The sequence below is a fragment of the Shewanella sp. YQ_9 genome (genome assembly GCF_043103185.1).
Taxonomy (GTDB): domain Bacteria; phylum Pseudomonadota; class Gammaproteobacteria; order Enterobacterales; family Shewanellaceae; genus Shewanella; species Shewanella algae.
This window is the reverse complement of sequence record NZ_JBICJO010000026.1, coordinates 83,396-97,527: the sequence shown is the minus strand read 5'-3', so window position 1 is coordinate 97,527 and position 14,132 is coordinate 83,396. Positions and strand designations below refer to the sequence as shown.

General features: G+C 52.4%; 11 protein-coding genes. 3 read left to right on the top strand and 8 right to left on the bottom strand.

The features are described 5' to 3' along the window. The first annotated feature begins 4 nt into the window (after positions 1–4). Both ACF8D4_RS07620 and ACF8D4_RS07615 read left to right on the top strand, forming a co-directional pair. Entirely contained in the window at positions 5–400 is a 396-nt protein-coding gene (locus ACF8D4_RS07620; protein ID WP_028779812.1) for a type IV pilin protein, read from the top strand. Continuing rightward, positions 397–696, top strand: coding sequence for a TapY2 family type IVa secretion system protein (locus ACF8D4_RS07615; RefSeq protein WP_144134829.1), 300 nt, complete (start codon positions 397–399; stop codon positions 694–696). Before ACF8D4_RS07620 ends, ACF8D4_RS07615 begins: the two co-directional genes overlap by 4 nt. A 37-nt stretch (positions 697–733) precedes the next feature. Here the strand turns inward: ACF8D4_RS07615 and ACF8D4_RS07610 are convergent, their stop codons facing one another. The 6 genes from ACF8D4_RS07610 to ACF8D4_RS07585 form a co-directional block, all read right to left on the bottom strand. Beyond that, on the bottom strand, positions 734–1,141 hold the full coding sequence (locus ACF8D4_RS07610; RefSeq protein ID WP_025011917.1) for a CBS domain-containing protein: 408 nt from the start codon (positions 1,139–1,141) through the stop codon (positions 734–736). Between the two features lie 51 nt (positions 1,142–1,192). After that, positions 1,193–2,941: a lysophospholipid acyltransferase family protein gene (locus ACF8D4_RS07605; protein WP_280638541.1), complete on the bottom strand. Its 1,749-nt coding sequence runs from the start codon at positions 2,939–2,941 to the stop codon at positions 1,193–1,195. 15 nt (positions 2,942–2,956) lie between these two features. Then, positions 2,957–3,823, bottom strand: a complete 867-nt coding sequence (locus ACF8D4_RS07600; protein WP_052658119.1) for a UDP-2,3-diacylglucosamine diphosphatase — start codon at positions 3,821–3,823, stop codon at positions 2,957–2,959. Between the two features lie 89 nt (positions 3,824–3,912). Next, on the bottom strand, positions 3,913–7,563 hold the full coding sequence (locus ACF8D4_RS07595) for a two-component regulator propeller domain-containing protein (protein WP_392464857.1): 3,651 nt from the start codon (positions 7,561–7,563) through the stop codon (positions 3,913–3,915). Positions 7,564–7,702: 139 nt separating this feature from the next. Then, positions 7,703–8,980, bottom strand: a complete 1,278-nt coding sequence (locus ACF8D4_RS07590; RefSeq protein WP_392464901.1) for a YjiH family protein — start codon at positions 8,978–8,980, stop codon at positions 7,703–7,705. A 373-nt stretch (positions 8,981–9,353) separates the two neighbouring features. After that, entirely contained in the window at positions 9,354–10,898 is a 1,545-nt protein-coding gene (locus tag ACF8D4_RS07585) for a PAS domain-containing methyl-accepting chemotaxis protein (protein WP_144132605.1), read from the bottom strand. Between the two features lie 516 nt (positions 10,899–11,414). Between ACF8D4_RS07585 and ACF8D4_RS07580 the strand changes: the two genes are divergently transcribed. Beyond that, positions 11,415–12,122, top strand: a complete 708-nt coding sequence (locus ACF8D4_RS07580) for a DUF998 domain-containing protein (protein WP_045283546.1) — start codon at positions 11,415–11,417, stop codon at positions 12,120–12,122. Between the two features lie 44 nt (positions 12,123–12,166). Here the strand turns inward: ACF8D4_RS07580 and ACF8D4_RS07575 are convergent, their stop codons facing one another. Beyond that, complete coding sequence (locus ACF8D4_RS07575; RefSeq protein WP_044734920.1) at positions 12,167–13,027, bottom strand: U32 family peptidase; 861 nt, start codon at positions 13,025–13,027, stop codon at positions 12,167–12,169. Between the two features lie 10 nt (positions 13,028–13,037). Next, positions 13,038–14,039, bottom strand: coding sequence for a peptidase U32 family protein (locus ACF8D4_RS07570; protein ID WP_044734919.1), 1,002 nt, complete (start codon positions 14,037–14,039; stop codon positions 13,038–13,040). Positions 14,040–14,132: the final 93 nt, after the last annotated feature.

The window sequence follows — 14,132 nt, the reverse complement described above, 5'->3', positions numbered from 1 at the left end:
AGAGATGAAAAAAGCAGCGGGTTTTACCCTGATTGAAGTCATGATCACTGTGGTCATTATCGGCATACTGGCGGCGATCGCTTATCCCTCTTATGTGCAGTACATTGCCAAGAGTACCAGGGCTGAGGCTCATGCAGCCTTGATGCGACTGGCCAATCTGCAGGAGCAGTACTATTTGGACAATCGCACTTACGCCACGGATATGACCAAACTGGGGCTCAATGCCAGCCCCTTTATTACTGAAAATGGTCACTACAGCATAGCGTCAACCGGCACCGGCAGTTTTACCCTGACAGCAACGGCGCAAGGGGTACAGGCCAGTCGTGACAGCAAGTGCAAGACGCTGACCTTGACTGACGCCGGGGTTAAAGGCGGCGCCTCTGCGGAGTGTTGGAAATGATGAAATCAATCAAATATGGCTTGTTGCTCATCTTGCCCGGTATCGTTTTGACAACCCAAGCCGCCGAGCGGCAAGAGGTGAAGTGTCACTTGATCACCAGCAAGGGAGAGCAAATTGCCTTCTATCGCTGGGATCTGGAAAAGCAACCGCTATTGATGGCGCGTTTGAGTAGCAAGCCGCTCAAGGATGCTCAGGGGAAACGTTACTATATCAAGCAGGCCAGTGAGTGTGTGTTGCTCAATGAGGAGTTCAGCTCTGAAAAGGCCCGTAAGTTGGATGAGGTAACTCTGAGATAGCTTTCACCCAGACCTATGAAGTCTGAGCCTATTGTGGTTAACAGCAATAGGCTCGCAATAGATCCTTCCAGGTCACTATGCCGACAATCTCACCGTTTTCCAGTACCGGCAGTGAACCTATATCTTTCTCCAGCAGTAGTCTGGATGCCTGCGCCAAGCCTAGATGCGGCGCAACGGTCACAGGATTACGGCTCATCACTTGATGCACCCGCTTATTGAGGGTCTCCAGATCTCTGCTGGTGGCCGTTTCGCTGCCAAGATTGGGGCTTAAGGCCCGCAGCAGATCCCGCTCGGACAAGACGCCTTCCAGCTTGCCTTCATCATCCACCACCAGTAGATGATGAAAGCCTGCATGATGAAATATCTCTTTGGCCACACTCAGGCGGTCGTCCATTTCCACTGTGACGACCCGGGTGATCATGATATCGGCGATGCAGAGCTGCATAGGGATCCTCCATAACCTTTTCTTTGTTATATCAGAGCCCTGTCAATAATGCTAACTCGGAGCGTTCTCATCTTGCTGATTGAGTTCCTGCAGATGACAATCGATATAGCGGCTGCGTTTCTTGAACTTGAGTTTGTCCAAGTCCACCAGCACCAAACCATCGATACAGTCGGCAAAGTCGGCATCTACTCCAAAGGCGAGAAAGCGCACCCCATCAGGCTGGCAAAGTTCGCCGTATTGCTTGTAGAGAGTTGGCACAGCGGCGCCCATACTGGCAAGGGTCTGCTTGAGCAGTTTGAATGCGCCTTGGTAATCTGAATCAACATAGAGCTTATCCAGCTCAGCCTGGCGCTCAGGAGGCAGACCAAAAGGCGTGAAAGACTGTGCCAGCTGCGTCTTACAGGGAAACTGCTGCAGGTAGAAGTGCACCAACATCTCCTTGGCCTGTGCCGGCAACTGATTGCTTATGGTCACAGGACCGAAAAGGTAGCGGTAGCCGGGATGACGAGCCAGAAAGGCACCTATGCCGTACCAGAGATAATCGAGACTGCGCTTTCCCCAATATTTAGGTTGCACAAAGCTGCGGCCGAGTTCCAGGCCCTTGGCGAAATAGGGAGCAAATTCTGTTTGATAGTGAAACAGTGACTCACTGTAGAGGTTTTCACCTGCACTGTGCAAGCGGGCGACTTCGGCAAAACGGTAGGCGCCGACTATCTCCAGCTCCTTGGGATCCCAGAGTACCAGGTGCAGATAACTGGAGTCGTATTTGTCTATGTCTCTGCGTTTTCCCGTGCCTTCACCCACGGCGCGAAAAGCCAGCTCCCGAAGCCGACCTATTTCCCGCATCACTGGGCTGCTGCCCTGATGGCGATAGAGGAAGATCTGCTTGTCATCCTGAGTTTGACCAAGTTGTTCGCACTGCAGTAAAGCCTGTTGCAACTCACGACGTTTTTCCGGATGGGCGATGGCACTCTGGGTGTTGAACAGTGGGCTGCGGTTCTTGCCGATGCGATAGAGGTGGTTTTTCAGCAGACTGACCCGGGTTTTAAGCGGGAAGTCACTGCCGCTGACCGCTTCGGCCGGGATAAGCTCGCCGATACGCACCGGCAGAGTGTTACTGGCTTGTTTAAACATCTCCTTCACCAACAGCAGGGTAGCCAAAGGTTTATACAAGATGGAAGCGCCGTAAAAGGTCGCCGAGTTCTTTGCATCGACATACATGGGCAGCAGCGGCGCATTGCAGCTGATAGCCATCTTCAGGAAGCCTGTTTGCCACTGGGTATCGCGAATGCCGTTTGGTCTGAGCCTGGATACCTCACCCGATGGAAAGATGAGCACAACACCTTCACTGCGCAGATGCTGATGGATCTTCTCCAGGTGTTGTCTGGGGGTTCCGCCTGTCATATTGCGAACCGGCAGCAGGATGTTGTGCAGTGGCGTCAGTGTCATCAGCAGCTCGTTGGCAACCACTTTAATGTCAGGCCTGACTTCGCTGATTAGTTTTATCAGCACCAGAGCATCCAGCGAACCTATCGGATGATTGGCGAAGATAACGACCCGGCCCTGATGGGGAATGTTTTCCACCTCACTGTCCGGCACTGTATAGCTGACGGCAAAGCTTTCCAGCACTTGTTCAACAAAATCCACGCCCTTGAGAAAACTGAATTGGCCGGCGATATCATTGCACTCCCGCTCATTAAGCAGATAACGCAGTAAGGCCTTGGTTGGCTTGGCGAGCCAAGGCTTGCTGTTGATATTGGGCAGATTGGATTCCACGACTTTATCGACGGTAAACATCATAATGGGGTACCTGATTTAAGCAGCTTGTTGTTCTTGTCCCTGCCAGGCGAAGCGTTTCAGTACTTCGGTCCGGCCCAGTTGTTCATTCCAGCGCTCGAGTTGCAGCTCGCCCTCGAGGGTTTCAGTCAATAGGGTGCAGTTCTCTACCCAGTCACCATCATTGGCATAGATAAAGCCGCTCATTTCCGTGAGCTCCGGCTGGTGAATATGGCCACAGATGATGCCGTCCACCTTCTGCTTGCGGCCATAACGCACCACGGCTTCGCGAAAACTGTTGATGGCTTGTTGAGCCTTGCCGACTCTTTGCTTGATAAAGCCGGCCAAAGACCAATAGGGGTAACCGAGACGGCGGCGAACCTTGTGCAACTGGCGGTTGAGAAACATCAATACATCGTAGAGGTGATCGCCGAGGCGGGCGGTGATACGGCCGATACAGACTTCGGAGTCAAATTGATCGCCATGCAGCATCAGCAGGGTTTTGCCGCTCAGGGTTTGATGTCTGTACTCTTTGCTGATAATGACATCGGCGAGTTGCAGCTGGTGGTAATCCTTAAACAGCTCGTCATGGTTGCCGGGCAGATACACCAGCTTGATGCCGCTCTGTGCCATTTGCAGCAGTTTTTGCAGCAGTTGGTTGTGACTCTCGGGCCAGAATACCCGGCGTTTGAGGGCCCAGATATCGACTATGTCCCCCACCAGATACAGCACCTTGGGCTGAACGCTGTTTAGGAAATGCAGCAGATATTCGGCCTTGCAGTCAATGCTGCCCAGGTGAATATCCGAGAGCCAGAGGGCGTTGAGCTTGATGACAGACTCGGCTGCGCGGCGGGAGGATGGGTGAAATGTCGATGGTTTTGCTACCAATGACTTGCTGTCTTTCATCGCGGCTCCTGGATAAAACCAGTGAAACGGGTTTGACTGTGAAAGACTCTAAGTCAGTTATTTGACCTTGAAGTGACGTCTTGATGACCTTATTGTGACGCCCCTGAACTTACCTCTATATCATTTGGCAGTATGATGCGGAACTCGCTGCCATGACCCGGTGCACTGATCAGACGGATCTCGCCGCCAAGTACTTGAGTCACCAGGTTATAGACTATGTTCATCCCCAGGCCACTGCCGCCTTTACCGCGTTTGGTGGTAAAAAAGGGAACAAAAATATTCTGCTGTACTTCGGTATTCATGCCGCAACCATCATCACGGTAGACAAGCTCTATGCCGTTATCTGTGCGGCTGACATTGAGCGACATCCGTCCCTCGCTTCCTTCTGGAAAGGCGTGTACCAGTGAATTGGTAAAGAGGTTACTGATAATTTGGTAAAAGACGCCCGGAGTGGAGTTGAGGGTGATGTCGGCCGGGCATTGATAGCTGTACTTGTGAGGCGAGCGGTGCAGCATGGGGTTGAGCGACAGGAAAATCTCATCCAGATAGTGCCCCAGGTTAAATTCCCTCAGTTCTTCATGGGACTGATCGACGGAGAGCTGTTTGAAGCTGCGGATCAGCTTGGCGGCGCGTTCCAGGTTGGTCAGCATCAGTCGGCTGCAGTCGGCCACTTCACTCTGGTACTGTTCGAAATCCTGCTGATCGACATCCTCGGCGTAAAAGCGCTTGTTGAAGGCTTTAACATTCTCCGCCAGATGCGAAGCAGCGGTAACACAGATACCTATGGGAGTGTTGACTTCATGGGTGATGCTGGCAACCAGACCACCAAGTGTGGCCATTTTCTCCTTATCCAGCAGTTCAGACTGCGCCAGTCGTAACTCTTCCAGGGTGTGGTTCAGTTCATCATTGCTCTGTTGCAGCGCTTCAGTGCGCTGTTTAACCCTCTGCTCCAACTCCTGATTGAAACGACGCAGTGCCGATTCGGTTTCTTTCAGTTTCTGAATATCCTTGATGGTTCCTGTAATCCTTAAAGGGCGCCCCTCTTGATCCCTGGCCATGACCCGGCCACGGTTGAGTACCCAAAGCCAGCTGTTGTCCTGGGTCTTGCCGCGATAGCTGAGTTCAAATTCTTGCCGGCCTTTATGGAGGCAGGCATCAATCTCGGGCCAGATGAGCGGCAAGTCTTCGGGATGGACACAGCGCTCCAGTGTATCTTTCAGGTGGGTTTCGGGCTCGGGATACCAGAGAAATGCGTTATTGCGATTGGCCTCCTGTGCCTGCAAATCCCAATCCCAAAACTCATCGCCACTGCCGATAAGTGCCAGTTGCAGCTTTTGCTCGCTGCTCGCCACCTGTTGCAGCAGTTTTCGTTGCTCAATAAACTTCTGCCACCTGTTATAAGCAAAGCCAAATATCAAGCTCAGCAACAATAAGCTGTAAATAGTATAAGCCCAGGGGCTTTGCCAGGGCCTGGGGGTTATGCTCAGCTGCAGGCTCTGCGCCGGGCTGGTATTGCCGTCAATATCCACGGCTCTGACCATAAAGCGATAGTCACCGGGTTTGAGCGCCGGGAAGAAGGCGGTTCTGGCCCCCCGGGTATTGAGCCACTCCTGCTGCATGCCTTCGAGTTTGTATTGATACTCAAGATGCCTGGCGTGATGCAGGTTCGGGCTGTGGAATTTGAGACTCAGCGGCAAGGCATCAACCCCCAGAACCAGTTTCTGTCGGCTCCAGGGTTTTGGTGCGTGCTCTTGTGTTTGCCCCAGCGCCTGCAGTTCATCTATGATCGGCTGCGCCGGAGGTTTCCTCGCGGGTAAAGCGGGGGGCTGAATATGGTTGAGGCCTTTTACACCGCCGAGAAACAGGCTACCGTCCCGATCGAGAAACCCGGCGCCAAAGTTGAACTCGTTGGCTTGCAAGCCATCTTCATAAGCAAAATTCCGGCTTGTGCCTGTTGCGGGATCTAGCCATGACAGGCCGCTGGCGCTGCCAATCCAGAGTTTGTTGTCGGTATCATGTTGCATCAGGTAGGCGACATCGCCTATCAGACCGTGTTGGCGATCAAACATTTGATACTGCCCGCTATCCGGGGTGAATGAGAATACGCCGTCACTGGATGCTATCCATAACTGTCCATCCGGATGTTGGTAGATGGAAAACAGATGCTTGCTGGGTAGAGGGACTTCAGTATCCGTGGACCAATGAGATACACTGCCATCCGGCTTGAGCCTGAATAGGCCTTCACCGTAACTGGTGATCCAGATATTGCCGCCGTCATCCTCCAGTATCGAAGTGGTTTCTGTTTTGGGCAGCGGCGTGGCATCCGGCGCGGCAAAGCCTTTTTCGATACCAAGATAACGGCTGACTCCGGCTTCTTTGGTTGCTATCCAGGCAATGCCACTTTGGTCAAAGGTTAAACTGTAGAGGGTGTTGGCCGGCAGTGAGCCCGGTTCATTGGCCTGATGGCGATAGTGCAGATAGCTGTCGCGCTCGGCATTGAAGATCAGTAAGCCTTCGCCCCGGGTGCCAATCCACAGCCGGCCCTGACTGTCTTCTTTGATAAAACCGATAAAGGCCTTATCCAGCAGTTGGCTTGCCAGCGGCGAGGGTTTGAAGCCTTGAATTTTGCCCGAGTCAGACTCCAGTGCCTGATAAAGGCCGCTGGCGGTGCCGACCCAGAGTTGCCCCAGATGATCGCGAAAAATCGCTCTGACATCGCCATTACCCAGGTTGTGGTTCTCGAAACTGTTGGGGAGCAGTTTTCCCATGGCTTCCTGATTGAGCTCCAGCTTACCGAGACCGGCTCCCTTGGTCGCTATCCAAAGTTGGTTGCTGTCATCCAGATGCAGCGTCTGGATGGTCTTGCCATCGCTGTTTTGTTGCCAAAGAAGCTCCCTGGTTTGAGGTGTAAACCGCACTAGACCGAGTTTATCCACCGCCAACCAGAGCCGTTGCTGTGGATCCAAAACCATATGCCGAATGCCGGCATCGCCAAGTTGGTTGATGGAGTAAGGCACGGCCTCGGTTCCCAAAGACCAGTGCCAGAGCGTTCCTTTGCTTGCGAGCCATAAACTGCCGTCTTTGGCCTGTATCAGAGACTCTACCTGAGCAGACTGCGGCAATATTGTCATCTGTTGCCAGGACTTGCTGTCATCCAGCTGCCAGAGCGAGTCTCCTGCAAGATACAAGTCGCCGGAAGGCGTTGCATAAAACCTCAGTTGTGAAACGGTATTTGTCTGAAGCTGCTGGCTATCCAGGCGTTGGCGGCGTTTGGGGTCGTAGCGCCAAACCTTGGCATCATCCATCAGCAGCCAGAGCATGCCTTGCTTGTCTTCTGCCAGCTCGCGGATCCCGGTCAGCGGCAGGTCTGCTTCGGCACCCAATATTTCAAAGCGGCCACTGTCCGGATGATAAAGATTCAGGCCATCGCTCAAGGTCAGCAGCCACAACTCCTTCTGGCTTGAAAACAACAGCCTTTCAATGTGATTGCCACTAGGGCCGTGGGGAGCGTCCTGCTTACTGTAGATTCTGAAATGTTCGCCATCGAAGCGGTTGAGTCCGGCTTGTGTGGCTATCCACAGGTGACCACGATCGTCTGTGGCGAGGTCATTGACAGTGTTCATCGACAAGCCGTCTTCGGCCTGAAATTGCTCAAGGACGGGGCGATAGCCCAATGACGGCGTCAGGCTATCGAGGCACCAAAGTGCCGTAAAAAGGAGCAGAAACGCAAAGATTTTCACCGAAAAGCCTCAAAAACGGACTTTTTTCAGTGTAGATGCTGGTGGCCGAAATGCGAATTTTGTGAGCACATTCTAGTGCTTAGAAATAAAAAACGGCCGCATGTAGCGGCCGTTGTGGGGAAGTCCGGCTAAATTGCCCTTAGAACAGTAGATGTGCCATCCCGGCAATCACAGGCAGAGTAACCAGGGTTCGCAGCAGGAAGATGGCAAACAACTCCCAAATTTTCACCGGTATCTTGCTGCCGATAAGCAAGGCACCTACTTCACTCATGTAGATCAATTGGGTGACAGACAGCGCCGCAATCACAAAGCGTGTCATGTCGGATTCTATGCTGGTGGCCAGAATCGAGGGGATAAACATATCGGCAAACCCGACGACTATAGTCTTGGAGGCTTGGGTAGCTTCGGGGATCTGCATCAGTTCCAACAATGGAATAAAAGGCTTACCAAGATAGTTAAATACCGGGGTGTATTCGGCGATGACCAGAGCTATGGTCCCCAATGCCATTACGACAGGGAGCACACCGAAGATCATATCGATGACATTTTTCACCCCTTCGGAGAGCACCTTGAATACGCCACCTGTGTGGGACGCCTTGGTGAGCGCCAGATCCAGCCCCCAGGACAGAGAGTTATGACCTTCTGGCAGCGACTCATCATCTTTTTGTCTGGGACTGCCATCAACATAAACATCCTTCTTGCGCGACAGCGGCGGCAACTTGGGCACTATTATGGCGGCAACAATGCCGGCCAGACAGACTGTCAGGTAGAAGGGTACAAACATTGCCTGCAGTTTCACTTGGGTGAGTACCACAAGGGTAAAAGTGATGGAGACTGCCGAGAAGGTGGTGCCGATAACCGCCGCTTCACGCTGGGTATAGAAGCGGTTCTCATACTGTTTACTGGTCAGCAAAATACCAACGCTACCATCCCCGAGCCAGGAGGCCATACAGTCGATGGCGCTGCGTCCCGGTAGGTTGAACACCGGCCGCATCAACTTGGTCAGTAAGGTTCCGAAGAGTTCCAGCAGGCCAAAGTTGAGCAACAAAGGCAGGAACATACCGGCAAAAAAGAATACACAGAACAGCAGTGGCAACAGGCCATTCATCACCAAGGCGCCGGTGGAATCGGCTATGAGCATCTCAGGGCCAACCTGGAAGAAGGTCAGACAGATAAATATGGCGCCCAAAACCCTGACCAAGAGCCAGGCAGGGCTGATATTCAACAGGGAATTGAGAAACTTGCTGCGGCGGATAAAAGCGGGGCGCAGGAGTTTCACCAATACACTGGCCGTGGCGGTAAATACCACTATGGCGCAAATTATGCTGGTCAAATAATCATTGAGCAAATTCTTGAGTTCACCGGCCAACACCGCCACAGGAATGGTCAGTTCGTTGTTATAGCTGATAGGCGTCATAAAGAGTAAGACGCCGAGCAGAGATGGCACCAGGAAGGTGAGTATGGTTGTTATGTTGCGGGGTTGTTTTTCGTCTGCCACGGTTATTACACCCTGAATCTACACTAATTGGATGAGTAACAAAGCTACTCGCCAGGGGCAATATTGGCTCTGAATGCATTTTCATTCAACCGGCCCCCGAATTTAAGGGGGCAAGATTACCCCCTTAGCGCGGCTATGTAAATTCATTCGCTGTCAGTTCTGTCTCTTTGATCACAACAGCATAGTTATTTCCTGTCCTTGCTTAATTATTATTTGAGCAGTTCCTTATGAAAAATCCTTCAAAAAGAAATGGTTAAATATTTGTTATTCAGGCTGAACCTGGGCTTTGGTATCAGCCGAAAGTCTGTCTCAGGTTCAGCGACCTGTCGGCACTGGCCTTTAACTGCAATACGGCTTGCTCAACCTGACACAGGGCGCTGACATTGTCATTGGTGGCGCCGTGAATCGTCTGTATGCCGCCTGCTATCTCTTGCACTACTTGCCCTTGCTGGGTTGCCGCCACGGCGTTTTGTCTGGCGAGATCGTGTATTTCAGCCATCCCTTGGTTAACTGTGTTGATGGACTCCACAGCCGACAATGCTTCGGTGGCGCACTCCTGTGCCTGTTGTCTACTGGCTTCCATCTCATTGGCCCACTGGGTCAGCATGCTGAACATGGCCTCTATGCTGGCAGATATACTCTTGGTGGACTGCTGGGTGCGGCCGGATAAGGCTCTGACCTCATCGGCGACCACCGCAAAGCCGCGTCCCTGTTCGCCGGCTCTGGCTGCTTCTATGGCTGCATTGAGAGCCAGCAGGTTGGTTTGGTCGGCAATGGCGTCGATTTCCGACATGGCGTTGGCAACTTGCTGTGCTTCATCGTTCAGGCGTTTGGCATTGGAAGCCGCCCTGGCAACATCATCGGCCAGGTGGAGAATGTGTTCACTGTTCTGATGCATCACATCCCGGCTTTGACGACATAGGCCATAAGCCTCATCTATACGGCCTGAGGTTGCCTGGGTGTTGTCAGCCACCTCACTGATAGTGGCATGCAGCTCTTCGATGGCACTGGCTATCTGCTGCATCTGTTGTTGTTCCAGATCCATGCCGACTCTGGCCTGCTCTGTGGCCACCACCAACTGAGCGGCAATATCATTGGTTTTAAGCGCTTGATCCTGAGTCCGGCCCAAAACGCCCTGAAGCATGGCGGTCTTACGCTGCAACTGAAATTCGAGCACGGATGACGTATCGTGCCCGGCATAGATGAAGCGACTGACAGAATCGTACTCTTGCTTGAGTGCCATCAATCGTGCCGGAATACGAAAGGCTTCGTCATAGAAGATAGCCAGATTGAGCGCCATCAACATGGCTCCGGCCAACACCACGCCCCAGCCCCAGATATAGCCGCTAAGCAGTAAGCCAGAGCCGGCCACCAGTGCCGAAAGCAAGCGTTTTTGCGTCAGCGTCAGCGGATCTTTGACTCTTTTGCCCTGATTCAGGCGACTGTATACCTTGATGGCCCGTTTGATGGTGCCTTGACTGGGTTTAACCCTGACAGATTGATAACCAATGATTTTTCCCTGTTCAAAGATGGGGGACACGAAAGCATCGACCCAGTAAAAACCACCGTCCTTACAACGGTTTTTGACCAATCCCCGCCAGGAACTGCCGGCCTTGAGGCATTGCCACATTTCGGCAAAGGCCGCCTTGGGCATGTCGGGATGGCGAACCATGTTGTGGCTGTGGCCCAACAGCTCGGCTTCAGAAAAACCCGATATCTCAGCAAAGGCCGGGTTGACGTAAGTGATAACGCCGCGAAGATCTGTGGTGGAAATGAGTTCGTCGGTGGATTGCAGACAGACTTCCCTGTCTGTGGTAGTGGAATTCCTTCTGGACATCTTTAATTCCGGCTCAGAGTTAGTGGCCCGATATTGATTCAGGCCTTATTATCGTTTTAAGTGTGATAAGCATAACATTTTTGTGGTTATTTGAGTGAGCGCTTTTTGCAACTTTTTTAGAGGTAAAGCGTTTGCAGGTTATTGATATGTATACTAATTGAAAACTTCGATGGCCAGTGTTTTAGTCGGGATAAAACTCTGCAAACAAGCAATCCAACGGCTGGACACAGTGAAATCTGCTAGCGCTGTATTTTTGCTCTTGGGCGGAACTGCAGTTTCCAGACCCGGCATGATCTTGCTAACCAAGGTTACTGTCATCTCCTGCGGGAGGATATGCCAAAACAGCAAAGAATGGCCGAGGCATCAAAGTGCAATAATTCGACCGGAAGCGAATTTTGTTGTTTAAACTCGGGTAAATAAGCGATCGGTAACGCAAAAAGACCTTGCCCGGGCTTTAAAAAAAATCTGGAGCATGTAAGTTAGACAGCAGAAAATGAATCCGGGGCATACACTGGCATGTTAAGAAGACAGAGACTGGCAAGAATGGCGTTGAGCTTTGGTTTGCTGGGACTCTTTGGACTGCTGCTTGGCCTGGGTTTGGTTATCTGGGGCTATCAGAGCGGCGATGGGCGGGAGTTCAGCCTGCTCAATCACAGCCTGAGTGAACTCGGCAGTTACGGCCATTCTAAGTTGGCGGTACTGCTCAATGGTGGTTTGTTCTTCGGCAGTTTGAGCCTGGTGCTCTGTTGGTTATTCACCCTGCAGTTGTCTCGCTTATTGAGCGGCCATCTCCTGTATCTCAGCCTGACCCTGACTTGTATGGCCCTGGCCGGTGTTGGCCTGTTTCCCGTCAATGTCTATCACCTTCATATCCTGATGCTGAAGTGGTTTTTTATCTTTGGCTGTATCAGTGTTGGCTGCTACCTGGTTTATCTGCTGCAGCGCCCCTTTGGTGCCGCCACTCTGTGGACTCTGATCCCGGCGCTTATCAGCGGCGTCAGTCTGGGCGCGTTTCTGTTTCTACCGCATCTTGAACTTGGTATTACCGAGGGGGATAACCCCTTTTACCATGAGTTGGTGCTGCAATTACCTCGGCCTGACTTTTGGTGGCCAGCAGTCCTCGAATGGCTGGGGCTCGGCAGCTTTATGCTCTGGGTCTTGTGTTTGTTGCTGTGCACAAAAAAGGCCCCCGATGAACAGGAGCCTGTTGAAAGTCCTTATTAAAGGCCGGAAAAGCCCACAGCACGGGCTTGCTTAAGACCTTGACGCTAACGTCTATAGACCATGCCAGGTGCGCCGTGCCAGTATCCATTACAGGCTTCTTTGCCTGTTTCAGCATCGACTTCACTCCCTGCATTTTGCAGTAAAGACTCCGCCAGAGCGATGGAGTCATGGCCATCCGGTGAAACCCTGAACCAGTCAACACTCAAACGTTTCATTTCTGGTATTTCCCGTCTGAGATCGCAGCGGGCTGCCGACTGAGTCTGTATGCCGTTGAGTCGCAATAGCGGTTGTTGCTCCTGGGTCTGGGCGACCAGGCCTTTTGGATGCTTGATGCATACCGTCTGACAGTCATCCTTTGCCAACCCTTGATGACGGGCGGTGAAGCAACGGGCCGAGTGCGCCAATGGTAAATAACCATGACCCAGTACTTCAATTTCAAAGTTTGGCGTCGGGGCGGTGACTTTTTGCAGCCACATCTTTGACAGCTCAATGGGCATCACAAAGCGCTGCATGCCCCATTGATGCAGCTTTTCCAGGCTGGCTCTGTTGTAGTTATTGATACTGGCACCACAGACAAAAGGCAGTCCCTGCTCCCGCGCCATACCAACGGCTGCCATATCATTGGCCTCAACTATGAACTCACCATTATCGAGTTGCTTTTTAAGCTCTTTAAGCTCGGATTGTGCCTCTATCAAGGCCAGAGTCGACAATACAACCTGTTTGCCGGCGGCTTTGAGCTCAAGGGCCAGGGCCAGATAATCGGCAAACTTCATCTGCCTGCGGCGGCTGCAAACGGCTTCACCCAGATAAACCAGTGGAATAGTGCTGTCTGCAACTTCACGGTAGAAGGCCTGCACTTGTGCTTTGGGCCAGCAATAGAGCAGCGGGCCAAGAGAAATATTCATAGAAAACTTCCTATTGCCAGCTGCGCTCGTAGGCACCCAGCGTGGTGGTTTGTCCCTCGGATACTTTGGCCAGCGCGGCATGCCATTCGGGTTTGGATTGGAACCGCTCCGGCGCATTCTGATAGGTGTCCAGAGCCTGGCGCCAAACCCGGGTAACCTGTTCCACATAGGCGGGGCTGCGTTGGCGACCTTCAATTTTAAGTGACACTATGCCGGCCTGGGCCAGTTCCGGCAGCAAGTCCAGGGTATTGAGGCTGGTGGGGGACTCCAGCAAAAAGCCAGGCTGGCTGTCTTCTTCGGTCAGATAACGTCCCTTGCACACAACCGGGTAGCCCATCTGCTCGTTCAACCCCGAGCTGTCAATCAAGACTTCGTTGAGGCGGGTCTGGCGACAGCCCTGATTTTCCTGCCAGCGCACATGTTTTGCCGGTGAGCAGGAGCCACCTGAATTGGGTGATTCCCCGGTCACATAGGAAGACAACTGACAGCGCCCTTCGGCCATGATACACAGACTGCCGAAGGCAAACACTTCCAGATCAACCGGGCTGGCCTTGGCAAGATCTTTGACCTGCTTGATGGATAGCACTCTGGGGAGTACGGCGCGCTCAATGTTGAATTCACGCTTATAGAGTGCCAGGGCACCGAGATTGGTGGCGCTGGCCTGTACCGAAAGATGCAGCGGCAGGTGAGGATAGTGGCTATGGGCATAATCCAGTAGCGACAGATCGGCCATGATCAGTCCATCTATATCCGTGTTGGCGGCCAGATCGACGGCCTGATACCAACGTTTCTCTTCACCCGGTTGCGGAAAGGTATTAATAGTCAGATACAGCTTGCGCCCTTGTGACTTTACCTCTTTGGCTGCCTGTTGCAGTTTGGTCGGTGTGAAGTTCAGTCCGGCAAATGAGCGGGCATTGGTGTCATCTTTCAGCCCCAGATAGAGGGCATCGGCGCCGGCGTTGAGAGCAGCCTTGAGTGATGCCAAGTTCCCGGCCGGACACAGGAGTTCCATGTTAACTTTCTCCCTAATTACAAACAAAGCCGCAGTTTATCGACCTTTGGATCTCACAGAATTGATATAAAACAGGTTTATGATCATAAAACT